Source organism: Asanoa sp. WMMD1127 (assembly GCF_029626225.1).
Classification (GTDB): Bacteria; Actinomycetota; Actinomycetes; order Mycobacteriales; family Micromonosporaceae; genus Asanoa.
In genome coordinates this window covers 376643-398575 of the sequence record NZ_JARUBP010000001.1, presented here as the reverse complement: position 1 = coordinate 398575, position 21933 = coordinate 376643, and the positions used below count along the sequence as shown (strand labels likewise).

Below are 21933 nucleotides of genomic sequence, written 5' to 3'. Positions count from 1 at the left end.
GGCGGCCGCCATGTCGCGGTACGAGAGCCTGCTCGAAGCGGCGGGCGACACCCCGCTGGTCGGCCTGCCCCGGCTGTCCCCGGCGGTGCCCGAGGGGGCGCCGCCGGTCCGGCTGTGGGCCAAGCTCGAAGATCGCAACCCGACCGGGAGCATCAAGGACCGGGCGGCGCTGTTCATGGTCCGCGAGGCCGAACGCGCCGGCCGGCTCCGCCCGGGCGACACGATCCTCGAGCCGACCAGCGGCAACACCGGCATCTCGCTGGCCATGGTGGCCAAGCTGCGCGGCTACCGGCTGGTCTGCGTGATGCCCGAGAACGTCTCGACCGAGCGCACCCAACTGCTCCGGATGTACGGCGCTGAGATCATCTTCTCGCCGGCCGCGGGCGGTTCCAACCAGGCCGTGGCGACGGCGAAGCAGATCGCCGCCGACCACCCGGACTGGGTGATGCTGTTTCAATACGGCAACCCCGACAACGCCCGCGCGCACTACGAGACCACGGGCCCGGAGCTGCTGCGCGACCTGCCGACGATCACGCACTTCGTCGCCGGGCTGGGCACCACCGGCACGCTCATGGGCACCGGCCGCTACCTGCGGGAGAAGGTGCCGGGCATCGAGATCATCGCCGCCGAACCGCGCTACGGCGAGGTGGTCTACGGCCTGCGCAACATCGACGAGGGCTACGTGCCCGAGCTCTACGACGCGTCGGTGCTGACCCGGCGGTTCTCCGTCGGCACGCAGGACGCGGTGCTGCGTACCCGCCAGCTCGTCGAGGTCGAGGGCATCTTCGCCGGCTTCTCCAGCGGCGCGATCCTGCACGCGGCGCTGGCCGTCGCCCACCAGGCGGTGCGCGAGGGCATCCGGGCCGACGTGGCGTTCGTGGTCGCCGACGGCGGCTGGAAATACCTGTCCACCGGCGCCTACGGCGGCACGCTCGCGGAGGCCGAAGAGGCCCTCGACGGTCAGCTCTGGGCGTAGTAGAAATCGCGCAACGCGCCGGCCAGGTCGGCGTCGTCGACACCGTGCCAGCTGCCGGGCAGGCTCAGGTGGCGGCCGTCGGGGAGCGCCTCGACGATCGTCACCGCCCAGTCCGGCAGCGGGCCGGTGGTGCCCTCGCTGTCGATCACCAGCGTCGGCGTGCGTACGCGGGCGATCAGGTCGAGCGACGTCGCGTCGCCGAGCAGGCAGTCGTAGACCAGCGTCGGCGCGACCGCCACCAGGCCGGGATCCGGGGTCGCGTACTCCTCCGGCACCCCGATCGCGGCCAGGAAGTGCGCGGCGGCCTCCGCGTGCTTGCCGGCGTCGACCAGCGCGCGCATCTCGCCGGTCAGCGCGGATCCGCCCTCCTCGCCGAGCGGCGGCTCGAGCAGCGCCAGCCGGTCGATCGGCACGCCGGCCGCCGCGGCCCGCAAGGCCAGCAGCCCGCCCGACGAGAACCCGTAGACGTGCGCCCGCCCGCCGGCCGCGGCGATCACCGCGGCCAGGTCCTCGACCTCCCGCTCGACCGCATAGGGCTGGGTGTCGCCGCTCTCGCCCCGGCCCCGCCGGTCGTAGGCGAACACCGTGCAGGCGTCCGCCAGCGCGGCCGCGACCGCGCGCATCGGGCCGTGCGCGCGGTAGGCGCCCGCGGCGTCGACGCAGACCACGGCCGGGCCGGCGCCGACGCGCTCGTACGCGATGGTCGTGCCGTCGGCGGAACGCGCGATCTCGGTCATCTGCTGTCCTCTCGCGACGGTGGCAGAGAAGGACGGTCGCGCTAGAGGGCGATGATTGTCAACGCGATCGTCACGGCCAGCGGGAGCGTGGCGAACGCGAGCAGCAGCCAGGGCAGGTAGCGGCGCTGGATCGTGACCAGCGCGCTGACGGTCAGCAGCACCCCGATCAGGCCGACGACGATCAGCGCCGGCTGGTACCAGCCCGGTGCCGTGCCGCCGATGATCGCCACCAGGCCGCGGACGCCGACCCCGATGCCGGCCAGGGCCAGCGCCGTTCCCCAGGCGCAGATGCCGAGCATGTGCGCGCTCTCGGGGGTCGGCTTGCTGTCGGAGTGCACCAGGTCGCCGAGGCGGAAGATGCCGGTCTGGGCCGCCGCCGCGTGCTTGGCCTTGTTGATGCTCAGCCGGGTCGGCAGGCGTTCGACGCTGACGGCGCCGGCGGTGGTGTCGGGCTGCGGCTCTTCGGCGGCGGGCCGGGCACCGGTCGCCACCTCGATGCCGGCGGGCGGCGCGGGCGGCGCCGGCGGTGCCGGCGGTGCGGCCGGCTCCGCCATCGTGTCCAGGCCGGTGATGGTCGGGACGCCGGGCGTCGCGGTCGTCCGCTCCGACGACTCCGCGCCGGAGTCCGCGCCGGACTCCGCGCCCGGCTGGCTCGGCGCCGGCGGGACGATCGGCAGGACGCGGACGTCCTCGGGCGGCAGCACGGGTGTCTCGGCGATCACGCCGGTCGCCGCGGACGTGTCCGATCCTTTGGCGTGTCGGGGTGACGACGGCTCCGCCGTACCGCTGTCTGTTTTGTCCGCCGAGGGGGTATCTGCCTGGCTCGACACACGTCACCGTCCCGCGCCTTTATCGGCCCGCCGCCTCCCGGCGGGCCCGCCATCGGTTCAACGGCAGAATGTGACTGGGCGTAACGGCATGATCTCCAACCGCGATCATGCGGAATCGCCGGAAGGTATCCGACGCTGCGGTGTCACCTTCGCGACAAGTTCGATCAGATCTTTCCGGAGCATCCGGACCACGGCGTAGGCTGCGCAGCGTGACAATCTCGTCGACCACGATCTTGCGCCTCCGAAAGGTCGGCGGGCCTGTCAATCGCGCCTCGGGAACGTTCGGATGCGTCTGACGATCCTCGGCTGTGCCGGCAGTTTTCCCGGCCCCGAGTCCGCCTGTTCCGCGTACCTGATCGAAGCGGATGATTTCCGGCTCCTGGTCGACTTCGGCACCGGATCGCTCTCGGCGTTGCAGCGCTACTCGTCCCTGCACGGCATCGACGCGATCCTGCTCACCCACCTGCACTGCGACCACATGTCGGACGCCTGTGACTACATCGTGGTCCGGCGTTACGCGCCCGAGGGCGCCTACCCGCCCATCCCGGTCTACGCGCCGGCCGGTGCCCCGGCCCGGATCGCGGCCGGCTACAACAACGAGGTCGAGGACCCGCTCGACGACGTCTACACCTTCTACGGCCTGCAGCCGGGCTCGTTCCCGATCGGTCCGTTCCAGGTGGTCGTCGACCGGGTCAACCATCCGGTCGAGACCTACGGCGTGCGGATCGAGCACCAGGGAAGCGTGCTGGCCTATTCGTCGGACACCGCGCCGTGCGACGCGCTGCTGCGGCTGGCCCACGGCGCCGACGTGTTCCTGTGCGAGGCGAGCTACCTGGACGGCGCCGACAACCCGCCGGACATCCACCTGACGGGCGGCGAGGCGGGCGAGGTCGCCACGAAGGCCGGCGTCGGGCGGTTGCTGCTGACCCATCTGGTCACCGCGTGGGGCAGCGAGGCGCTCACGTTCGAGGCGGCGTCGGCCACGTACGCAGGCCCGATGGAGATCGTCCGACCGGGCGCGCGCTACGACATCTGAACCCTTCAGGCACTGTTCGCCAGTCCGACAACCGGCTGTCGCTCCCCGCACCCTACCGGCACCGACCGTGAGCCCATGCGTATCGCGCTCATCACGGAGTCCTTCCCGCCGGATGTCAACGGCGTAGCGAACTCCGTCGTCCGCGTCGCGGAGCACCTGGTCGCCCGTGGTCACCAGCCGATGGTGATCGCTCCCGCCCCGTCGTCCTCGGCCCGCGGCGTGACCGGCGCCCGGCCGTACCCGGTGATCCGCATCCCGAGCGTGCCCCTGCCCCGCTACCGCGGTTTCCGGTTCGGCATGCCCAGCGCCCGCCTCACCGACGCGCTCGTCTCGCACGCCCCCGACGTCGTGCACCTGGCCAGCCCGTTCTTCCTCGGCGCGCGCGGCGTGGCGGTGGCCAACCAGCGCAACCTGCCGACCGTCGCCGTCTACCAGACCGACATCGCGGCGTTCCTGCGCAACTACCGGCTGGCCTGGGGTGAAGACATCACCTGGCACTGGATCCGGACGATCCACAACGGCGCCGACCGTACGCTCGCACCGTCCTCGACCTCCGTCACCGACCTCGTCGCGCAGGGCATCCACCGGGTGCACCGCTGGGGTCGCGGGGTCGACACCGCGCGGTTCCAGCCCAGCAAGCGCAGCGCCGCGGTCCGCCGGGCGCTCGCGCCCAACGGCGAGATGCTCATCGGGTACGTGGGCCGCCTGGCCGCCGAGAAGCGCCTCGACCTGCTGGCGCCGGTGTCCCGGATGCCCGGCGTGCGGCTGGTCGTCGTCGGCGACGGCCCCGGCCGCAAGGACGCCGAGAAGCACCTGCCGGACGCGATCTTCGTGGGCCAGCGCGGTGGCGACCAACTCGCCCGGATCTACGCGAGCCTAGACGTGTTCGTGCACGCCGGCCCCCACGAGACGTTCTGCCAGAGCGTGCAGGAGGCGATGGCCAGCGGCGTGCCGGTGGTCGCGCCGGCCGCCGGCGGGCCGGTCGACCTGGTGCGCCCCGGCCTGACGGGGACGCTGGTGCCGCCGGGCGACGGCGTGGCGATCGCCTCCGCGGTGGCGGCGCTGGTCGCCGATCCCGAACTGCGCGAGCGCTACGGCCTGGCCGCGCGTGACTCGGTCGCCGGCCGGACGTGGGCGGCGATCGGCGACGAGTTGGTCGGCCATTACAGCGAGGTGCTCCGGGGGCGGGCGACCCGGCCGCGGCTGGCCGTCGCGGCATGAGCTCCGGCGCGACCGGGCTGCGCATCGTGCGGCTCGCCAACTTCATCATGCCCAGGTCCGGCGGCCTCCGGACGGCGTTGCGCAGCCTCGGCGCCGGCTACATCGCCAACGGCCACCAGCCGATCCTGGTCATGCCCGGTGAGCGGTACGCCGACGAGGAGACCGACCAGGGCCGGGTGATCACGCTCCCGGGGCCGATGGTGCCACTGACCGGCGGCTACCGGGTGCTGATCGGCCGCCGCCCGCTGGCCCGGCTGCTGGACCGCCTCGCGCCGGACCGGCTGGAGGTCTCCGACCGCTCGACGCTGCGCTGGACGGGACGGTGGGCCCGGGAGGCCGGGGTGCGCAGCGTGATGGTCTCCCACGAGAGCCTGGCCGGACTGCTGCGGCTGTCCGGGCTGTCGGGGGCGGCCGGGCGGCAGGCGGCCGACGCGCTCAACGCGCGCACCGCGGCCGCGTACGACACGATCGTCTGCACCACCGGCTGGGCGGCAGAGGAGTTCCTCCGTCTCGGGGTGCCGGTGCGGCGGGCGTCGCTCGGCGTGGACCTGTCGACCTTCCATCCGGGGCGGCGTGACCCGGTGGTCCGTTCGCGCTATGCCGCCGCGGGTGAGGTGCTGCTGGTCACCTGCACCCGCCTGTCGCCGGAGAAGAAGCCGGAACTGGCCGTCGACACGCTGGCCGCGCTGGTCCGCGCCGGGGTGCCGGCCCGCCTGGTCGTGCTCGGCGACGGCCCGCGGCGCCCGGCGCTGGAGGAGCGCGCGGCCCGCCTGCCGGTCACGTTCGCCGGCTTCCTGCCCGACCAGGCCGCCGTGGCGGCGCTCCTGGCCAGCGCCGACGTGGTGGTCGCGCCGGGACCGGTGGAGACGTTCGGGCTGGCCGCCCTGGAGGCGCTGGCCTGCGGGACGCCGGTCGTGGTCAACGCGGCCAGCGCGCTGCCCGAGGTGATCGGCCCGGCCGGCGCCGCCGCACCGGGCACGGGTGTCGAACTGGCCGCCGCGGTGACCGGCCTGCTCGCCGTCGACGAGCGTTCGCGCCGCTCACGGGCCCGGCTGCGGGCCGAGCGGTTCTCCTGGCCGGAGGCGACGGCCGGGTTCCTCGGCGCCCACCGGGCGGCGGTGACAGCGGGGCGCGCGCGGGCGGACGTGGAGGCCGCCTAGGCTGGCCCACATGGCTCGACCAGACGGGCGGCGACCCGACCAGCTGCGACCGGTGACGATCACTCGACAGTGGAGCATGCACCCTGAGGGTTCGGTGCTGGTCGAGTTCGGCGACACCCGGGTGTTGTGCACCGCCAGCGTCACCGAGGGCGTGCCCCGCTGGCGCAAGGGCAGCGGCCTGGGCTGGGTGACCGCGGAGTACGCGATGCTGCCCCGGGCCACCACGACCCGCTCCGACCGGGAGAGTGTCAAGGGCCGGGTCGGCGGGCGTACGCAGGAGATCTCCCGCCTGATCGGCCGCAGCCTGCGGGCCTGCGTCGACCTCAAGTCGCTGGGTGAAAATTCCGTCGTTCTCGACTGTGACGTGCTCCAGGCCGACGGCGGCACCCGCACGGCCGCGATCACCGGCGCCTACGTCGCCCTGCACGACGCGGTCACCTGGATCGCCGGCCGCAAGCTGCTCGCCGGCACCGTCGAGGCGGCCCTGCCCCGCTCGGTCTCCGCGGTCAGCGTCGGCGTGATCGACGGCGAGCCCCGCCTCGACCTCATGTACCTGGAGGACGGCGCCGCCGACGTCGACATGAACGTCGTCTGCACCGGCGACGGTGACTTCGTCGAGGTGCAGGGCACCGGCGAGGCCGCGGTCTTCAACCGGGCCGAGCTCAACGCCCTCCTCGACCTGGCGGTGGCCGGCTGCGCGACCCTGACCGACGCCCAGCGGAAGGCGCTGGCGTCATGAGCCGCCGGATGCTGCTGGCGACCAACAACGCCAAGAAGCTGGTCGAGCTGCAGCGCATCCTCGACGCGGCCCTCGGCGGCGGCGCGATCGAGCTGGTCAGCCTGCGCGACGTGGCCGCCTACCCCGAACCCGCCGAGACCGGCCTGACCTTCGCCGAGAACGCCCTGATCAAGGCCCGCGAGGGCGCGAGCCGCACGGGCCTGCCGACGATCGCCGACGACTCCGGGATCGCGGTGGACGCCCTCAACGGCATGCCCGGGGTGCTCAGCGCCCGCTGGGCCGGCAAACACGGCGACGACAACGCCAACAACGAGCTGCTGCTGGCCCAGATCAGCGACTTCGCCGACGAGAACCGCGGCGCCGCCTTCGTCTGCGCTGCGGCTCTCGTTACCCCGGGCGGCCGCGAACACCTGGTGGAGGGCCGCCAACAGGGCCGCATGCTGCGGGCACCGCGGGGGACGGGCGGGTTCGGCTACGACCCGCTCTTCATCGGCGAAGGCCAGGACCGCACCAACGCCGAGCTGGCGCCCGAGGAGAAGGACGCGATCAGCCACCGCGGCAAGGCCTTGCGGGCGCTGGCCAAGGTCATTGCCAAGGAGCAGATCCGCTGAGGGGGCTCGAGTGCGGGCCGTGGTCGTCGCTCAGGACCCAGATTCGCTGAGTTGGCTCGGGTTCGCGGTGGGCGCGACCGTTGCTCCCGCCAGGGACCGCTTCGCTGCCAGGCCCGCGCCTGGTCACTCTTAACGCGCGTTCGGCGCCGCCGGAGGAAGGTGGTGGCCTGAGGCGCACATGCTTTGGCATGTACGCACATGCCAAACCATGTCCGCGCTCGCGCTATAACCACAGCACCGGCGACTCGCCGGACGCTCCCTGCGCCATGGCGTTACTGTCATGACAGCCGTGGTTGGTGTTGCTTGTGAGGCGTTTGGGGTGAGGGTGACCGGGGTCGGGCCTGGCAGCGCAGCGCAGCGGAGCGGTGTCTGGCGGGAGCGACGGTCGTAAGCGCCGCGGACCCGAGTCCCGCCTGGCTGTTGGCGGCTTGAACGGGCCTGGTCGGCGTGGTGGTTGTCGTTAGCATGGGTCGATGGATGCTCTGGCCGGGCTGCTGGACGGGCCGCGGGCGCGGGAGGCGTTCCTGCTGCGGTGTGTGTTGGATCCGCCGTGGTCGTTGCGGATTCGCGACGAGGCGCCGTTGTCGATCGTGTCCGTGGTGCGTGGGGACGCGTGGGTGACGTTCGACGGGGCTGAGCCGGTGGGGTTGGCGCCCGGGGATGTCGCGGTGATGCGCGGGCCCGATCACTACACGATCGCGGACGATCCCGGGACGGCGCCGCAGATCGTGATTCATCCCGGGCAGCGGTGCACCACATTGGACGGTGTCGATCTGCATGACGAGATGAGTCTCGGCGTGCGGACGTGGGGGACCAGCGAGACCGGCGGGTCGATGTTGTTGACCGGCACCTACCAGGTCAACGGGGAGATCAGCGACCGGCTGTTGCGGGCGCTGCCGCGGCTGCTGGTGCTGCGGTCCGGTGAGTGGGACAGTCCGTTGATCGGGCTGCTCGGTGCGGAGATCACGCGGGACGAGCAGGGGCAGTCGGCGGTGCTCGATCGGCTGCTGGACCTGTTGCTGATCGCGGTGCTGCGGGCCTGGTTCTCGCGGCCGGAGGCGGCGGCGCCGGCGTGGTACCAGGCGCAGACCGATCCCGTCGTCGGGCGGGCGTTGCGGATGTTGCACAACAACCCGGCACACCCGTGGACCGTTGCGTCGCTCGCCGCCCGCAGTGGGCTGTCGCGGGCCGCGTTGGCGCGCCGGTTCGCGGATCTCGTCGGTGAGCCGCCGATGTCCTATCTGACCGGTTGGCGGCTCGCGCTCGCGGCCGATCTGCTGCGGGAGCCCGACGCCACGGTCGCGGCGGTGGCGCGGCAGGTGGGGTATGGGAGCGCGTTCGCGCTGAGCACGGCGTTCAAGCGGGTGCACGGGGTGAGCCCGCAGGAGCACCGCAACCGGTCGGCGGTCGCCGCGGTCCCGGCTGTCCCGGCGCGCTCAGCGGGCCAGGAAGTGGTAGCCGATCCAGCACCACCAGCCGAGGACGAGGACGCGGCCGAGCGGCGTACGCATCGCGGCGGTGAGCGCGGTCGCCGCCGGCTCGGGGCCGCGGCCACGGCGGCGGCTGACGAGGTCGACGACGAGCATCGAACCGAAGATGACGATGAACCCCGTGATCAGGATGTAGCGCGGACTCATCGGGTCGCCACCCAAGCGCCGGTGCTCAGCCAGATGACGTAGCCGATCACCCGGGCCGGATAGTTCTCCAGCACGGGGTCGAACGCCAGGCTCAGCGTCGGGTGGCCCTGGTCGTTGCCCCAGCCGAAGGCGACCAGCTCCCAGACGCAGAACAGGCCGAGCAGGGTGAACCAGGTGGCGACCGTCGCCCGGGTGGTCCTGTGGGTCCGGTTCGGGATCCGGCGGGTGCCCCAGACGACCAGAGCCAGCCCCGGGACGAGCACCGTGAACGACGCCGGCAGGGTCAGCGGGCGGGCCACCGCGGCGAGCGCCGCGTACCCGACGATGAACACGACCACGGCGGCGTACTTGTTGAGGAGGAGGGGACGACTGGCGGTCTCCTCGCGATGTTGCGACTCCACCATGGGCACAGTCTGCCGTCGATCACCGGTGTCGCGATGCTCATTCGCGCGTGAGTTGCGGCTCAAGCCGCGACCGGTGTGGCCGCCGGAACCCGTGATCAGCCTGCGGCGGATTTGATCGCGGCGACGGTCGCGGCCGGCTGGTCGTGGTGAATGTAATGGCCCGAATCGTCGATCACGATGTGCTGACCCCGGGGGTACGCGGCCGCGGTCTCGTCGGCGAGCTCGGCGGAGCGGATCTGCAGGTTTGGCGGCTTGTCCCGGGTCGCGGTCAGGATGGTCATCGGCACGTCGGGCGGGACCAGCGTGGCGCGCGCCCGGCGGGCGGCGGGGACGGCGGAGGCGAGCCGGTTCTCGGCGCGAATGGCGGCGACCTGGGCGATCCCGGCGTACGAGGCGTGGTAGGCGGTGACCAGCAGCTCCCGGATCGCCGGGTCGTCGGTGCAGCGGTCGGCGAGCCCGCGGGCGTGTTTGTCGAGCCACTTGTCGAAGCGGCCCACCGCCTTGAGCGCGACGATCCAGCCGAGGATGACCTCCGATCCGAGCTGCAGCCGCTTCGGCAGCGCGGCCATCACCTCCTCGTGGGTCGGGTCGACCAGCACCACCCCGGCGACCTGCCCGGGTCGGGCGGCGGCCGCGTGCTGGGCCAACAGGCCGCCCCAGCTGTGGCCCACCAGGAGGGCCGGGCCGCGGGCGTCGAGCAGGGCGACCAGGTCGTCGACCTGCGAGTCGATCGTGAGGCGCCGACCGCTCGGGTCGCTGGCGCCGAGACCGGCCCGGTCGTACGCGACGACGCGGAAGTCGGCGGCCAGGGCGGGCAGGATGGTGCCCCAGTCGAGCACGGTGTCGCCGGCGCCGGCGGCTAGCAGGATCGTCGGTCCGGCGGTGGCGCTCTCGACCCAGCGGAGGCGGCGTCCGCCGGTGCGTTCCAGCTCGCCGCGCGTGAAGCCCGCGTCGGGGGCCAGCGCGGACAGAGCCGTGATCACCGGGTCGTCGCTGTGCCGCCGGATCGTCATGCGTCGCCTCCTGAGGTTTTCGCGCTCGGTGCTCGGTGTCTCGCTCGGTTCCTGGGTCTGGCCAGCTCACTAGGTCTCGCTAGCTCACTAGGTCTCGCCAGCTCACTAGTTCTCGCCTGCTGCTTGAGCCTCGCTCGGTACCTGGGTCTCGCTTGCTCCCCGGTGTCGAGCGAGTTCTTTCGAGACGATATTCTCGAAAGACAGGACTCAATACAAGAGAGGATTTCGCGCGATGCCCGGACGTCTGCAGGGAGCGGCGGCGATGCGCGCGCTGGCGCACCCGACCCGGATCGCGCTGATGGAAGCCCTCCGCGTGCACGACACGCTGACCGCGACCGAGGCGAGCCGGTTGCTCGGCGAGACCCCGACCAACTGCGCCTTCCACCTGCGCGCCCTGGCCCGCTTCGGCTTCGTCGAGGAGGTCGGCACGGGCCCGGGCCGTCGGCGGCCGTGGCGCGCCCTCGACGTGCCGCTCGCGTTCTCGGACGTCCAGGACGACGAACAGTCGTCGGCCGCGGCGCGCGCACTGTCGGATGTGCTGCTGCGGCACTGGGTGGCGCGGCTGCAGTCAGCGCAGGCGACGCGGCACACCGAGCCGGCGGATTGGCAGGAGGTGCTCGGTGGGTCGGGCACGGTCGTCTACGGGACTCTCGACGAGGTCCGCGCGATGATCACGGACATCCGGGAAGTGCTCGGTCGCTACGACGACCGCCTCCGCGACACGGACGCCCGCCCACCGGGCACCCGCCCGGTGGAGCTGCTGCTCTTCGCCCAGCCCTACGCCGCCGGCGAGAAGTGACAAACGCGCCGCCCGCTCCTAGGCGCACGCATGGTTGCGGCCTGCGGCAACCGCGGCGGACCGCGATGGCGAAGGCTGCTTCTGGCCGGCTGAGCCGGCCGCGGCCTGCGGCCACCGCGGCGGAGTGCGATGCCGAAGGCTGCTTCTGGCCCCGTGAGCCGGCTGCGGCCTGCGGCCACCGCGGCGGAGTGCGATGCCGAAGGCTGCTTCTGGCCCCGTGAGCCGGCTGCGGCCTGCGGCAGCCGCGGCGGACCGCGATGCCAAAGGCTGCCTCTGGCCGCGTGAGCCGGCTGCGGCCTTCCGCGCGGTCAGCTCAGCGGGCCGACCTCCCTCTCGATCGCCGCGCGTAGGTCTGGGCCGCTGACCAGCGCCCGCGCCGCCTCGATCACCGGCGCCAGGAAGACGTCCGGCCCGGGAGCGCCCGCGAAGCGGGTCACCGCCTCGACGGCGATGGTGCCGGCCGGCGACGGCGTCAGCGGCGCGCGGAGCTGGATGCCGCGGACCGCGGCCAACAGCTCCACCGCGAGCAGGCTCGTGAGGTTGTCGAGCACCGTCCGCAGCTTGCGGGTAGCCGCCCACCCCATCGACACGTGGTCTTCCTGCATGCCGCTGGTCGGCAGCGAGTCGACCGACGCGGGGGAGGCCAGGCGGCGGTTCTCGGCGACGATCCCGGCCGCCGTGTATTGCGCGATCATCAGCCCGGAGTTGACGCCCGCGTCCGGGGACAGGAACGGCGGCAGGTCGCGGGAGCGGCACACGTCGAGGAGGCGGTCGACGCGGCGTTCGGCGATGGCGCCCACCTCGGCCGCGGCGATCGCCAGGTAGTCGGCCGCGAAGCCCAGCGGCGCGCCGTGGAAGTTGCCGGTGGACTCGACGCGGCCGTCGGGCAGTACGACCGGGTTGTCGACGACCGAGCGCAGCTCGCGGCCGGCCACCTGGGCGGCGAACTCGAGCGTGTCGCGGGCGGCGCCGGCCACCTGGGGCGCGCAGCGCATCGAGTAGGCGTCCTGCACCGCGTGGGCCAGGTCGTCGCGGTGGGAATCCATGATCGCGGAACCCTGCAGCAGACGGTGGATGTTGGCCGCGGAGGTGCTCTGGCCCGGGTGGGGGCGGATCGCGTGGAGCTCCGGCATGAACGGGCGGTCGGAGCCGAGCATGGCCTCGATCGACAGCGCCGCGGTCAGGTCGGCCATCGAGAACAGGTGGGCGGCGTCGCCGAGGGCGAGCAGCAGCATGCCGAGCATGCCGTCGGTGCCGTTGACCAGCGCGAGGCCCTCCTTGGCGGCCAGCTCGATCGGGCGCAGGCCGGCCCGGCGCAGCGCCTCGCCGCCGTCGATCCGGGCGCCGGACTTGTCGAGCACCCAACCCTCGCCGAGCAGCACGAGCGCGCAGTGCGCCAGCGGCGCGAGGTCGCCGGAGGCGCCGAGCGAGCCGTGCTCCGGCACCCACGGGGTCACGTCGGCGTTGAGCAGGTCGACCAGCGCCTGCGCGACCAGCGGGCGCACCCCGGAGCGGCCCATGGCCAGCGACCGGATGCGCAGCAGCATCATCGCCCGCACCACTTCGCGCGGCATCGGTGCGCCGACGCCGGCGGCGTGCGAGCGGATCAGCGCGTGCTGGAGCTCGGCCCGCCGCTCGCTGGCGACGAACGTGTTGGCCAGCGAGCCGAAGCCCGTGGACACGCCGTAGACGGGGCGGCCGGACTCCTCGATGCGGTCGACGTGGGCCCGCGACGCCGCCATCGCCTCGACGGCCGTGGGGTGCAGCTCGACCAGCGCGGCCCCGCGGGCCACGGCATGGACGTCTTCCGGGGTGATGCCGGTGGACAGGACGGTGACGGTTGTCATTGCGGCGCTCCGTTGTGCAGAACCTTGGTGACCAGCGGTACGCCCGGCCGGTAGGCCAGGTGCAGATGGGTGGGCGCGTCGAGCAGCACGATGTCGGCCCGCGCGCCGGGGCGGATCACGCCCACGTCGTCGCGCTGCAGCGCCCGGGCGCCGCCCGCGGTGGCCGCCCAGACCGCCTCGGCCGGCATCATGCCCATCTCGCGGACCGCGAGGGCGATGCAGAACGGCATCGAGGAGGTGTAGGACGAGCCGGGGTTGCAGTCGGTCGCCAGCGCGACCGTGGCGCCGGCGTCGATGAGCCGGCGCGCGTCGGGATAGGTCGACCGGGTGGAGAACTCGGCGCCGGGCAGCAGGGTCGCCACGGTACGCGAGCCCGCCAGCGCGTCGACGTCGACGCGGGACAGGTGCGTGCAGTGGTCGGCGCTGGCCGCGCCCAGCTCCACCGCCAGCTGCACGCCCTCACCGGGGCCGAGTTGGTTGGCGTGGACGCGTACGCCCAGCCCGGCGTCCTTGCCCACCGTCAGGATCGCCCGCGCGTGGTCGGCGTCGAACGCGCCCTTCTCGCAGAACACGTCGATCCAGCGGGCGTAGGGCTTGGCCGCCCGCAGCATCGGCCCGCAGACCAGCCCGACGTAGTCGTCGGTGCGGTCGGCGTATTCGGGCGGGACCACGTGCGCGCCCAGAAAGGTCGTCTCCTGCGTGAACTCGCCGGCGATCCGCAACGAGCGGGCCTCGTCGGCCACGGTCAGCCCGTAGCCGCTCTTGATCTCGATGGTCGTGGTGCCCTGCCGCAGCGCCTCGGCCCGCAGCCGGTCGACGTTGTCGCGGAGCAGGTCGTCGTCGGCGGCCCGGGTCGCGGCGACCGTGGTGCGGATCCCGCCGCCGGTGTAGGGCTCGCCGGCCATCCGGGCGGCGAACTCGGCGGCCCGGTCGCCGGCGAAGACCAGGTGGGCGTGGCTGTCGACGAAGCCGGGCAGCACCGCGCCGCCCTGGGCGTCGATCCGCCGGTCGGCCGCCGGGGCGTAGCGGCTCGGTCCGATCCAGGCGATGTCGCCCTCTTCCACCAGCACCGCGGCCTTGCGCCGGATGCCGAGCAGGCCGCCGTCGCCGGTGCCCGGGATGTTGGTCACCAGCTCGCCGATGTTGTCGATCACGAAACTCACCACAGGCTGTGCACCGCCTCTTCGAGCGCCGCCGGCACGTCTATCCGCACATGGTGCCCGTCGCGGACGGTGACCCGCCCGTCGACCACCACGGTGGTGACGTCGGCGGCGGTGGCGGCGAGCGGTGCGCCGACCGGCGGGGCGCCGGCCGTACGCGGGCTCGCGGTGTTGATCGTGACCAGGTCGGCCCGTTCGCCGACCGCGATGCGTCCCACGTCGGCCCAGCCCAGCGCGTTGTGGCCGGCGACGGAGGCGGCCCGGACCAGCTCCGCCGGCATGAAGTGGCCGCGCCGCTCGGTGCGCAGCCGCTCGCCGGCCTCGAGCGCGCGCGCCTCCTCGAAGAGGTCGATCACCGTCTGGCTGTCGCTTCCGAGCGAGAGCGGGCTGCCGGCGTCGGCCAGCGCCCGGGCGGGCCCGATGCCGTCGGCGAGGTCGCGTTCGGTGGTCGGGCAGAAGCAGATGCCCGTGCCGGTGTCGCCGAGCAGCGTGCGGTCGAGGTCGGTGAGGTGGGTGGCGTGGATCGCGGTCGAGCGGGTGCCGAGGATGCCGCTGTCCGAGAGCAGCTCGGTCGGGGTGCGCCCGTAGGCGGCCAGGCACGCCTTGTTTTCGGCGCGCTGCTCGGAGAGGTGGAAGTGCAGGGGCCGGCCGGCGGTGCGCTCGGCGAACTCCGGCAGCAGCGCGGCCGGGACGGCCCGCACCGAGTGGAGCGCGGCGCCGATCCGCACGTTGTCGGCGTTGTCGACGTTGGCCTCGTCGAGCCGGGCCAGGCGGGTGAAGTAGCCGTCGAGATCCTCGTCGCCGAACCGCAGCTGGACGCCCTCCAGCGGCGCGCCGTCGGCCGACGAGGTCAGGTAGAGCGCGTCGAGCAGCGTGATCCGGATGCCGGCCTGGGCGGCGGCCTCGATCAGCACGGTCCCCATCACGTTGGGGTCGACGTAGGGCTCGCCGTCGACGTCGTTGTGCAGGTAGTGGAACTCGCCGACCGTGGTGATGCCGGACAGCGCCATCTCGGCGTAGGTGGCCCGGGCCAGCGCCAGGTAGCGGTCGGGGTCGAGGCGGCCGGCCAGCGCGTACATGCGGTCGCGCCAGGTCCAGAAGCTGCCCCGGTCGTCGGTGGTGCGGCCGCGCAGGGCGCGGTGGAACGCGTGCGAGTGCACGTTGGCGAGCCCCGGCAGGGTGAGCCCGGGCAGCCGGATCGCCCCCGGCGGCGGTGTGGCCACGCCGACAGTGATCGTCGAGAACCGTGAGCCGGCCACCTCGATCACCACGTGCTCGGTCGGCGCCTCGTCGGAACCCAGCCAGGCCCAGTCGGCGAACCACAACCCATCGCTCATGCCCGCGCCACCCCCTCGTCATGATCAACGAGTGGTCGACCGGACAGTTCCTCCAGCACGCGGGCCAGGGCCAGGACGCCGGCGGCGCAGTCGTCGTCGGTGGCCGACTCCGCCGGGGCATGGCTGACGCCGGTGGGGTTGCGGACGAAGAGCATGGCCGTGGGCAGGTGGGCGGAGAGGACCCCGGCGTCGTGCCCGGCCCCGGTCGGCAGCACCGGCACGTCGCCGAGCAGCGTGGCGAGGCGGGCGGCCAGGCCTTCGTCGAAGCGCACCTCACCGGTCGTCGACTCGGCCGTGAACCGGATCGCGGTGCCGTCGCGCCCCGCCCGCTCGGTGGCCTTCTTGGCCAGCGCCTCCACCATGGCGGCGAGGGTCTCGTCGTCGGCCGCCCGGGCGTCGAGCCAGCCGCGTACGCCGGACGGGATCGCGTTGGTCGCGTTGGGCACGACCTCCACCCGCCCGACCGTCGCGTGGCCGCCCCGCAGCCGGGCCTCCTTGTTGGCGGCGAGCACCGTGAACGCGTAGGTCAGCATCGGGTCGCGCCGGTCGCTCATCAGCGTGGTGCCCGCGTGGTTGCCCTCGCCCTCGACGTCGAAGCGCCACCGACCGTGTGGCCAGATCGCGCTCGCGACACCCACCGGCGAGCCGAGCGCCCGCCCCTGCTCGACGTGCAACTCGACGTAGGCGTCGAATCGGGCGACGAACGAAGGCCGCGCCCCGTGGGGCACCACGCCGAGCACGTCACCCAGGGACAGGCCGTCGCGATCGGTCAGCGCGGCCGCCCGCTCCGGGTCGATCGCACCAGTCAGCAACCGCGACCCGAGGCAGGCGACCCCGAACCGCGACCCCTCCTCCTCGGCGAAGGCGGCCACCGTGATCGCCCGAACGGGCTGGAACCCGCGCGAGCGCAGCACGTCGACGGCGAGAAAGGCCGACACGATCCCCAGCGGCCCGTCGTAGGCGCCGCCGTGCGGCACCGAGTCGAAATGACTGCCGGTCAGCACGCCACCGGGCTCGCCGTCGCCCCAGGTGGCGAAGAGATTGCCGTTGCCGTCGGAGGTGACCGGCATGTCGCGGGCCGCCGCCTGGGCATGGAACCAGTCGCGGAGCTCGATCTCGGCCGGTGACCAGGCGAACCGCAGGTAGCCGCCGTCAGGTGCCCGACCGATGCCCGACAGCTGAGCCCACACCTCCCGGAAGGAGTGGAGCAGGTCGCTGACCATCATTCCGCCATCGGGATGCGCACGCCGCGCTCGGCCGCCACGTCGGCGGCCAGGTCGTAGCCCGCGTCGACGTGCCGGATGACGCCCATGCCGGGATCGTTGGTCAGCACACGCTCGATCTTCTGCCCGGCCAGCGCGGACCCGTCGGCGACGCAGACCTGACCCGCGTGGATCGAACGGCCGATGCCGACCCCGCCGCCGTGGTGGATCGACACCCAGGACGCGCCGCTGGCCGTGTTGACCAGCGCGTTGAGCAGCGGCCAGTCGGCGATCGCGTCGGAGCCGTCGGCCATCGCCTCGGTCTCGCGGTAGGGCGAGGCGACCGATCCCGCGTCGAGGTGGTCGCGGCCGATGACGACCGGGGCGGAGAGCTCGCCGGAGGCGACCATCTCGTTGAACCGGACGCCGGCCTTGTCGCGCTCGCCGTAGCCGAGCCAGCAGATCCGCGCCGGCAGCCCCTGGAAGGCGACGCGCTCGCCGGCCATCCGGATCCACCGGGCCAGCGACTCGTTTTCCGGGAACAGCTCGAGCACCGCCCGGTCGGTCGCCGCGATGTCGGCCGGGTCGCCGGAGAGCGCGGCCCACCGGAAGGGGCCCTTGCCCTCGCAGAACAGCGGCCGGATGTAGGCCGGCACGAAGCCGGGGAAAGCGAACGCGCGCTCGTAGCCGCCGAGCTGCGCCTCGCCGCGGATCGAGTTGCCGTAGTCGAAGACCTCGGCGCCGGCGTCGAGGAAGCCGACCATCGCCGCCACGTGCGCGGCCATCGAGGCGCGGGCGCGGTCGGTGAACTCCTCGGGCTTCTGGGCCGCGTAGTCGGGCGCGTCGGCCGGGTCGATCCCCTCCGGCACGTAGGACAGCGGGTCGTGGGCGCTGGTCTGGTCGGTGACGATGTCGATCTCGACGCCCCGGCGTAGCAGCTCGGGGAAGACCGTCGCCGCGTTGCCCACGACGCCGACGGACAGCGCCCGCCGCTCGGCCTTGGCCGCCACCGCCAGGTCGACCGCCTCGTCGAGCGACCCGGCCACGACGTCGAGATAGCGGGTGGCGACCCGCCGGTCGAGCCGGGACCGGTCGACGTCGACGATCAGGCAGGCGCCGCCGTTCATCGTGACGGCGAGCGGCTGTGCCCCGCCCATGCCACCGCAGCCCGCGGTCAGCGTCAGCGTGCCGGCCAGCGACCCGCCGAACCGCTTCTCCGCCACGGCCGCGAACGTCTCGTAGGTGCCCTGGAGGATGCCCTGCGTCCCGATGTAGATCCACGAGCCGGCGGTCATCTGCCCGTACATGGTCAGCCCGAGCTTCTCCAGGCGGCGGAACTCGGGCCAGGTCGCCCAGTCGCCCACCAGATTGGAGTTGGCCAGCAGCACCCGCGGCGCCCACTCGTGGGTGCGGAACACGCCGACCGGCCGCCCGGACTGGACCAGCATGGTCTCGTCGTCGCGCAGGGTGTCGAGCGTGCGGACGAGCGCGTGGAACGACGGCCAGTCGCGCGCCGCCTTGCCGGTGCCGCCGTAGACCACCAGGTCGTCGGGCCGCTCGGCCACCTCCGGGTCGAGGTTGTTGATCAGCATCCGCTTGGCGGCCTCCTGCGGCCAACCAAGGGCGGTGATGCTGCTGCCACGCGGAGCGCGCACGACGAGCCTCCTAGCTCACGAACAACTGACGGCGGGACGCGGAACGTTCGAACTCTTCGAGGCGGCGCTGCGACTCGGCCGGAGCGGCGTCGCAGAGGGCCTGAAGCAGCACCATGGCCAGGGCCATCGGGGCCGCGTGCAGGTCGAAGACCAGTTGGGCGCCGACCGCGGCGGTCAGCACCACGTCGGCGTGCTCGGCGGCCGGGCCGACGGCGGAGTCGGTGATCAGCACGACCGCGAGACCGTCGGCCCGGGCCGCCGCCAACGCCTCGATCGCCTCGCGCGGATAGCGGGGGAGCACCACGGCCAGCAGCGCGCTCGCGCCGGCCCCGCGGGCCTGGTCGACCCGGTCGGCCAGCATGCTGCCCCCGGTGTCGAGCAACCGCACGTCGGGGTGCACCTTGGCCGCGAAATAGGCGAAGTAGGCGGCCAACGGCGCCGCCGAGCGCAACCCGAGCACCGGCAGCGGCCGGCTCTCGGCCAGCAGCGCGCCGGCCCGGGTCAACGGCGCGGCGTCGTGCAGCCGACCGGCCAGGTCGTGCAGGTTGTCGGCCTCGGCCCGCAGCGCCAGCTGGATCTCGTTGTCACCGTCGGGCTTGACCCAGGTGATGTCGATCGGCGGGCTGACCAGCTCGCGCAGCTTGCGGCGCAGCGCCGGATAGCCGTCGTAGCCCAGCGCCATCGCCAGCCGGGTCACCGACGGCTGACTGACCTGGGCCAACTCGGCCACCTCGGACGCCGACAGGTAAGCCGCGGACGTCGCGTTCTGCACAAGGCAGTGGGCGATCCGCCGCTGGGTCGGTGTCAGCCGAACCCCACGGAACAGATCCACCACGCGAACGCCTTCATTCACGCGAGCAGCTTATGCATAGAACTATTCAGGGAACAAGGACATGCGGCGATACTGCGAAAGAGCAGTTAGCTGTGTGACGCAGGTAACACCGTCTGGTACAACTTGCCGCGTGAACCGGACGAGACTTCGCCGAGCCATCGCCCGCACACCACTCGCGCCCGTGGCCGCCTTCCCGCAACGGCTGCACCGGGTCGCCCGATACGACGCCAGGGTCATCGGCACCTCGGTGCGCTGGCTCTTCACGTCGCGCGAGCACCACAACTACACCTATGAGCTGACCAAGCTCTCCCGTGAGCACCTGGCCTGGTTCGTCAGCATCACCTGCGCGGTGCCGGTCGCCACGGTCCGTGGCTACTTCGCCGAGATCGACGGCGACCAGGCGTTGCGCGGCCACATCGAGTCGGCCACCGCCACGTCCGCGCGCCGAGGGCTGGCCGACAAGCAGGTCAGATACGCCAGACGCATCGGCTGGTACGCGATCGTGCGCGCCAAACGCCCCACCCACATCGTGGAAACCGGTGTCGACAAAGGACTCGGCACCTGCGTACTCGCGGCCGCTCTGCTCCGGAACACCGCCGAGGGCGCGCCCGGCCGGGTCACGTCGCTCGACATCAACCCCGAGGCGGGTTATCTGGCCCGCACGGCGCCCTGGAGCGAGGTCGTCGACCTGGTGATCGGCGACTCCATCGAGTCGATCGGCGCCTTGGACCGCAAGGTCGACATGTTCCTGCACGACAGCGACCACAGCGTGGCGCACGAGCGGCGCGAGTTCGAGGCCGTCGAGGCGAAGCTCGCGCCCGGTGGCCTGCTGCTGACCGACAACGTGACCGTCACCAACGTGCTGGCCGAGCACGCGGAACGCACCGGCCGGCGGTTCCTCGCCTACCGCGAGACGCCGTCCCGGCACTGGTTCCCGGGCGACGGAATTGGCCTCGCCTGGTGACGACACCGATGGCACCCTGAAGCGATGCGACTCGGCGCCATCTACACGTACCCCGTCAAGGGTTGTCACCGCATCACCCACGACGACGCGCGCGTCGAGCGGTGGGGGCTGGCGGGTGACCGCCGCTGGATGATTGTGGACGCGGACGGCGTCGGCGTCACCCAACGTGAGACGGCAAAGCTCGTCTTCCTGGATGCGGCGGCCTCGCCCGGCGAGTTGCGGCTCGCCGCGCCAGGACGCCCCGACATCACGATCCAGGAGCCCGCACCGGCGTACGACGTGGGTGTGAAGACCTTCAAGAGCCGGACCGCCCTGGTGCCGGCGCGACCCGCGGGCGCCGAGGCCGACGCGTGGCTGAGCGAGTTCCTGGAGCGCCCCGTCCGGCTCGTGTTCCTCCACGATCCGACCGCGCACGTGGCCGGCGCCACCGCCAAGGTCGACACGATGACGTTCGCCGACGCCTACCCGCTGCTGCTGGCCAACGCCGCGTCGCTGACCGCGCTCAACGACTGGCTGCTCGAGGCGGGCGACGAACCGGTGCCGATCATCCGATTCCGCCCCAACCTGGTCGTCGAAGGCGCCGCGCCGTGGGCCGAGGACTCATGGATCGGCGGGCGCGTGCGGGTCGGCGAGGTGGTGTTCCGCGCGATCAGCCTCTGCGACCGGTGCGTGGTGACGACGATCGACCAGGAGACGGCGGAGAAGGGCAAGCAGCCGCTGCGGGCGCTCGGAAAATATCGCAACATCGACCAGGGCCTGATGTTCGGCCTCAACCTGGTGCCGGATTCGGTCGGCCCGGTCGCGGTGGGCGACGAGGTGGAAATTCTTTAGCGCGATCTGTCGAAGGAGCTACGCCGGCTCCGACCTCAGTGGTGAAGACGCCACTGCCAGGAGGACCAGATGCGCAAGATCATTTACTGGGTGCACACGTCGGTCGACGGTTTCATCGACGGCCCCAACGGCGAGTTCGACTGGACGGCGATGGGGCCGGACCTCTCGGCGTACGCCGACGAGGTGCACGACCGCGTCGACACTTTTCTCTATGGGCGCGCCGTCTGGGAGATGATGTCCGGTTACTGGCCGACCGCCGACAAGGAGTCGGACCACCCGCACGACCTGAAGTTCGCCTCGGTCTGGCGGTCGACACCGAAGATCGTTTTCTCGCGTACGCTGCGCGGCCCGCTCGACTGGGACGCCCGGCTGATCGGCTCGGACGTGGCTTCCGCGGTGGCCGACCTGAAAGCCGAGCCCGGGAAGGACCTGCTGCTCAACGGCGGCTCGGCGATCGGCGGCCTGCTGGCCTCGCTCGGCCTCCTCGACGAGATCCAGGTGATCGTCCACCCGGTTGTCCTAGGCGGCGGCAAGCCTCTGCTGCCGATCGACCGTTTCGGCCTGGACCTGGTGGAAACACGGACGTTCGACAAGCGGTCGGTGCTACTCAGCTACGTCCCGGCGTGAACGGCTCACACGTCCAGAGTGAGCCGGACCGTCACGGTGTCACCGACATCGATCCGCTCAGCCTTCCGCACGGCGGTCTTGAGCGGCACGATGTAACGCCCATCCTTGGGCCAGAGCGACGTCGTGTACGCGGTATCACCCACCTGCGCCGCCACCGGAATCATGCCCCACCCGTAGGTGACCAGGTCCGCGTTAGCCGCCAACTCGAAACAATGATCCTCAGGCACGGTCACGAAATACCACGGCGCAGGCCCCTTCCAGAACCACACCTCACCGTCAAACTCAAACTCCATGCGGCCCACCATAAGGTCAGGG

At 72.5% G+C, this 21933-nt stretch carries 21 protein-coding genes and 1 pseudogene; 11 read left to right on the top strand and 11 right to left on the bottom strand.

Going from position 1 to position 21933, the window contains the following annotated elements:
- Positions 1–10: 10 nt before the first annotated feature.
- Positions 11–976 carry a cysteine synthase gene (locus O7635_RS02100; protein ID WP_278078685.1) on the top strand — a complete coding sequence of 322 codons (966 nt, stop codon included), beginning with the start codon at positions 11–13 and terminating at the stop codon, positions 974–976.
- On the opposite strand, the gene O7635_RS02095 is transcribed toward O7635_RS02100, so the two are convergent.
- Both O7635_RS02095 and O7635_RS02090 read right to left on the bottom strand, forming a co-directional pair.
- Complete coding sequence (locus O7635_RS02095; RefSeq protein ID WP_278078684.1) at positions 961–1713, bottom strand: alpha/beta hydrolase; 753 nt, start codon at positions 1711–1713, stop codon at positions 961–963. The genes O7635_RS02100 and O7635_RS02095 overlap by 16 nt on opposite strands.
- A gap of 41 nt (positions 1714–1754) precedes the next feature.
- On the bottom strand, positions 1755–2435 hold the full coding sequence (locus O7635_RS02090; RefSeq protein WP_278078683.1) for a hypothetical protein: 681 nt from the start codon (positions 2433–2435) through the stop codon (positions 1755–1757).
- A gap of 394 nt (positions 2436–2829) precedes the next feature.
- Between O7635_RS02090 and O7635_RS02085 the strand changes: the two genes are divergently transcribed.
- The 6 genes and pseudogenes from O7635_RS02085 to O7635_RS02060 form a co-directional block, all read left to right on the top strand.
- Complete coding sequence (locus O7635_RS02085; RefSeq protein WP_278078682.1) at positions 2830–3579, top strand: MBL fold metallo-hydrolase; 750 nt, start codon at positions 2830–2832, stop codon at positions 3577–3579.
- Positions 3580–3654: 75 nt separating this feature from the next.
- Entirely contained in the window at positions 3655–4800 is a 1146-nt protein-coding gene (locus O7635_RS02080; RefSeq protein WP_278078681.1) for a glycosyltransferase family 1 protein, read from the top strand.
- Positions 4797–5960, top strand: a complete 1164-nt coding sequence (locus tag O7635_RS02075; protein ID WP_278078680.1) for a glycosyltransferase — start codon at positions 4797–4799, stop codon at positions 5958–5960. The genes O7635_RS02080 and O7635_RS02075 overlap by 4 nt, the downstream gene beginning before the upstream one ends.
- Before the next feature lie 10 nt (positions 5961–5970).
- The gene (rph, locus tag O7635_RS02070) at positions 5971–6699 is read left to right on the top strand and encodes a ribonuclease PH (protein WP_278078679.1); all 729 of its coding nucleotides are present in this window, start codon (positions 5971–5973) and stop codon (positions 6697–6699) included.
- A complete protein-coding gene (gene rdgB, locus O7635_RS02065) occupies positions 6696–7310 on the top strand; it encodes an RdgB/HAM1 family non-canonical purine NTP pyrophosphatase (protein ID WP_278078678.1) in 615 nt (204 codons plus the stop codon). Before rph ends, rdgB begins: the two co-directional genes overlap by 4 nt.
- A gap of 473 nt (positions 7311–7783) precedes the next feature.
- Positions 7784–8704, top strand: a pseudogene (locus tag O7635_RS02060) (AraC family transcriptional regulator); the annotation flags it as partial.
- A 239-nt stretch (positions 8705–8943) separates the two neighbouring features.
- On the opposite strand, the gene O7635_RS02055 reads toward O7635_RS02060, so the two are convergent.
- A complete protein-coding gene (locus O7635_RS02055; protein ID WP_278078677.1) occupies positions 8944–9351 on the bottom strand; it encodes a hypothetical protein in 408 nt (135 codons plus the stop codon).
- Between the two features lie 95 nt (positions 9352–9446).
- Positions 9447–10364, bottom strand: coding sequence for an alpha/beta hydrolase (locus O7635_RS02050; RefSeq protein WP_278078676.1), 918 nt, complete (start codon positions 10362–10364; stop codon positions 9447–9449).
- Between the two features lie 232 nt (positions 10365–10596).
- Between O7635_RS02050 and O7635_RS02045 the strand changes: the two genes are divergently transcribed.
- Positions 10597–11163, top strand: coding sequence for a helix-turn-helix domain-containing protein (locus tag O7635_RS02045; RefSeq protein ID WP_278078675.1), 567 nt, complete (start codon positions 10597–10599; stop codon positions 11161–11163).
- A gap of 308 nt (positions 11164–11471) precedes the next feature.
- On the opposite strand, the gene hutH is transcribed toward O7635_RS02045, so the two are convergent.
- Genes hutH through O7635_RS02015 form a run of 6 tightly spaced genes read right to left on the bottom strand, consistent with a single transcriptional unit; the run spans position 11472 to position 19217 of the window.
- Positions 11472–13010, bottom strand: coding sequence for a histidine ammonia-lyase (hutH, locus tag O7635_RS02040; RefSeq protein ID WP_278078674.1), 1539 nt, complete (start codon positions 13008–13010; stop codon positions 11472–11474).
- Positions 13007–14176 (bottom strand): imidazolonepropionase, encoded by a 1170-nt coding sequence (gene hutI, locus O7635_RS02035; protein ID WP_278078673.1) that lies wholly within the window; start codon positions 14174–14176, stop codon positions 13007–13009. The genes hutH and hutI overlap by 4 nt, the downstream gene beginning before the upstream one ends.
- Entirely contained in the window at positions 14170–15507 is a 1338-nt protein-coding gene (locus O7635_RS02030) for a formimidoylglutamate deiminase (protein ID WP_278078672.1), read from the bottom strand. The genes hutI and O7635_RS02030 overlap by 7 nt, the downstream gene beginning before the upstream one ends.
- Positions 15504–16730 carry an allantoate amidohydrolase gene (locus tag O7635_RS02025; RefSeq protein ID WP_278085350.1) on the bottom strand — a complete coding sequence of 409 codons (1227 nt, stop codon included), beginning with the start codon at positions 16728–16730 and terminating at the stop codon, positions 15504–15506. Before O7635_RS02025 ends, O7635_RS02030 begins: the two co-directional genes overlap by 4 nt.
- On the bottom strand, positions 16730–18364 hold the full coding sequence (gene hutU / locus O7635_RS02020) for a urocanate hydratase (protein WP_278078671.1): 1635 nt from the start codon (positions 18362–18364) through the stop codon (positions 16730–16732). Before hutU ends, O7635_RS02025 begins: the two co-directional genes overlap by 1 nt.
- Positions 18365–18374: 10 nt before the next feature.
- Positions 18375–19217 (bottom strand): MurR/RpiR family transcriptional regulator, encoded by an 843-nt coding sequence (locus tag O7635_RS02015; RefSeq protein WP_278078670.1) that lies wholly within the window; start codon positions 19215–19217, stop codon positions 18375–18377.
- 109 nt (positions 19218–19326) lie between these two features.
- On the opposite strand from O7635_RS02015, the gene O7635_RS02010 reads away from it, so the two are divergent.
- From O7635_RS02010 to O7635_RS02000, 3 genes are all read left to right on the top strand, one after another.
- Entirely contained in the window at positions 19327–20160 is an 834-nt protein-coding gene (locus tag O7635_RS02010; RefSeq protein ID WP_278078669.1) for a class I SAM-dependent methyltransferase, read from the top strand.
- 24 nt (positions 20161–20184) lie between these two features.
- A complete protein-coding gene (locus O7635_RS02005; RefSeq protein ID WP_278078668.1) occupies positions 20185–20991 on the top strand; it encodes an MOSC N-terminal beta barrel domain-containing protein in 807 nt (268 codons plus the stop codon).
- A 69-nt stretch (positions 20992–21060) separates the two neighbouring features.
- Complete coding sequence (locus tag O7635_RS02000) at positions 21061–21618, top strand: dihydrofolate reductase family protein (protein ID WP_278078667.1); 558 nt, start codon at positions 21061–21063, stop codon at positions 21616–21618.
- Positions 21619–21623: 5 nt separating this feature from the next.
- Here the strand turns inward: O7635_RS02000 and O7635_RS01995 are convergent, their stop codons facing one another.
- Positions 21624–21911 (bottom strand): DUF1905 domain-containing protein, encoded by a 288-nt coding sequence (locus tag O7635_RS01995; protein ID WP_278078666.1) that lies wholly within the window; start codon positions 21909–21911, stop codon positions 21624–21626.
- Between the last annotated feature and the right edge of the window lie 22 nt (positions 21912–21933).

Bases quoted from the DNA above. Each gene is read 5' to 3' on its own strand.
- O7635_RS02085 (WP_278078682.1), top strand. From the start codon at position 2,830: ATGCGTCTGACGATCCTCGGCTGTGCCGGCAGTTTTCCCGGCCCCGAG.
- rdgB (WP_278078678.1), top strand. From the start codon at position 6,696: ATGAGCCGCCGGATGCTGCTGGCGACCAACAACGCCAAGAAGCTGGTC.
- O7635_RS02095 (WP_278078684.1), bottom strand. From the start codon at position 1,713: ATGACCGAGATCGCGCGTTCCGCCGACGGCACGACCATCGCGTACGAG.
- rph (WP_278078679.1), top strand. From the start codon at position 5,971: ATGGCTCGACCAGACGGGCGGCGACCCGACCAGCTGCGACCGGTGACG.
- O7635_RS02100 (WP_278078685.1), top strand. From the start codon at position 11: ATGTCGCGGTACGAGAGCCTGCTCGAAGCGGCGGGCGACACCCCGCTG.
- O7635_RS01995 (WP_278078666.1), bottom strand. From the start codon at position 21,911: ATGGAGTTTGAGTTTGACGGTGAGGTGTGGTTCTGGAAGGGGCCTGCG.
- O7635_RS02005 (WP_278078668.1), top strand. From the start codon at position 20,185: ATGCGACTCGGCGCCATCTACACGTACCCCGTCAAGGGTTGTCACCGC.
- O7635_RS02080 (WP_278078681.1), top strand. From the start codon at position 3,655: ATGCGTATCGCGCTCATCACGGAGTCCTTCCCGCCGGATGTCAACGGC.
- O7635_RS02025 (WP_278085350.1), bottom strand. From the start codon at position 16,730: ATGGTCAGCGACCTGCTCCACTCCTTCCGGGAGGTGTGGGCTCAGCTG.
- O7635_RS02000 (WP_278078667.1), top strand. From the start codon at position 21,061: ATGCGCAAGATCATTTACTGGGTGCACACGTCGGTCGACGGTTTCATC.
- O7635_RS02045 (WP_278078675.1), top strand. From the start codon at position 10,597: ATGCCCGGACGTCTGCAGGGAGCGGCGGCGATGCGCGCGCTGGCGCAC.
- O7635_RS02075 (WP_278078680.1), top strand. From the start codon at position 4,797: ATGAGCTCCGGCGCGACCGGGCTGCGCATCGTGCGGCTCGCCAACTTC.
- O7635_RS02050 (WP_278078676.1), bottom strand. From the start codon at position 10,364: ATGACGATCCGGCGGCACAGCGACGACCCGGTGATCACGGCTCTGTCC.
- O7635_RS02030 (WP_278078672.1), bottom strand. From the start codon at position 15,507: ATGAGCGATGGGTTGTGGTTCGCCGACTGGGCCTGGCTGGGTTCCGAC.
- O7635_RS02055 (WP_278078677.1), bottom strand. From the start codon at position 9,351: ATGGTGGAGTCGCAACATCGCGAGGAGACCGCCAGTCGTCCCCTCCTC.
- hutH (WP_278078674.1), bottom strand. From the start codon at position 13,010: ATGACAACCGTCACCGTCCTGTCCACCGGCATCACCCCGGAAGACGTC.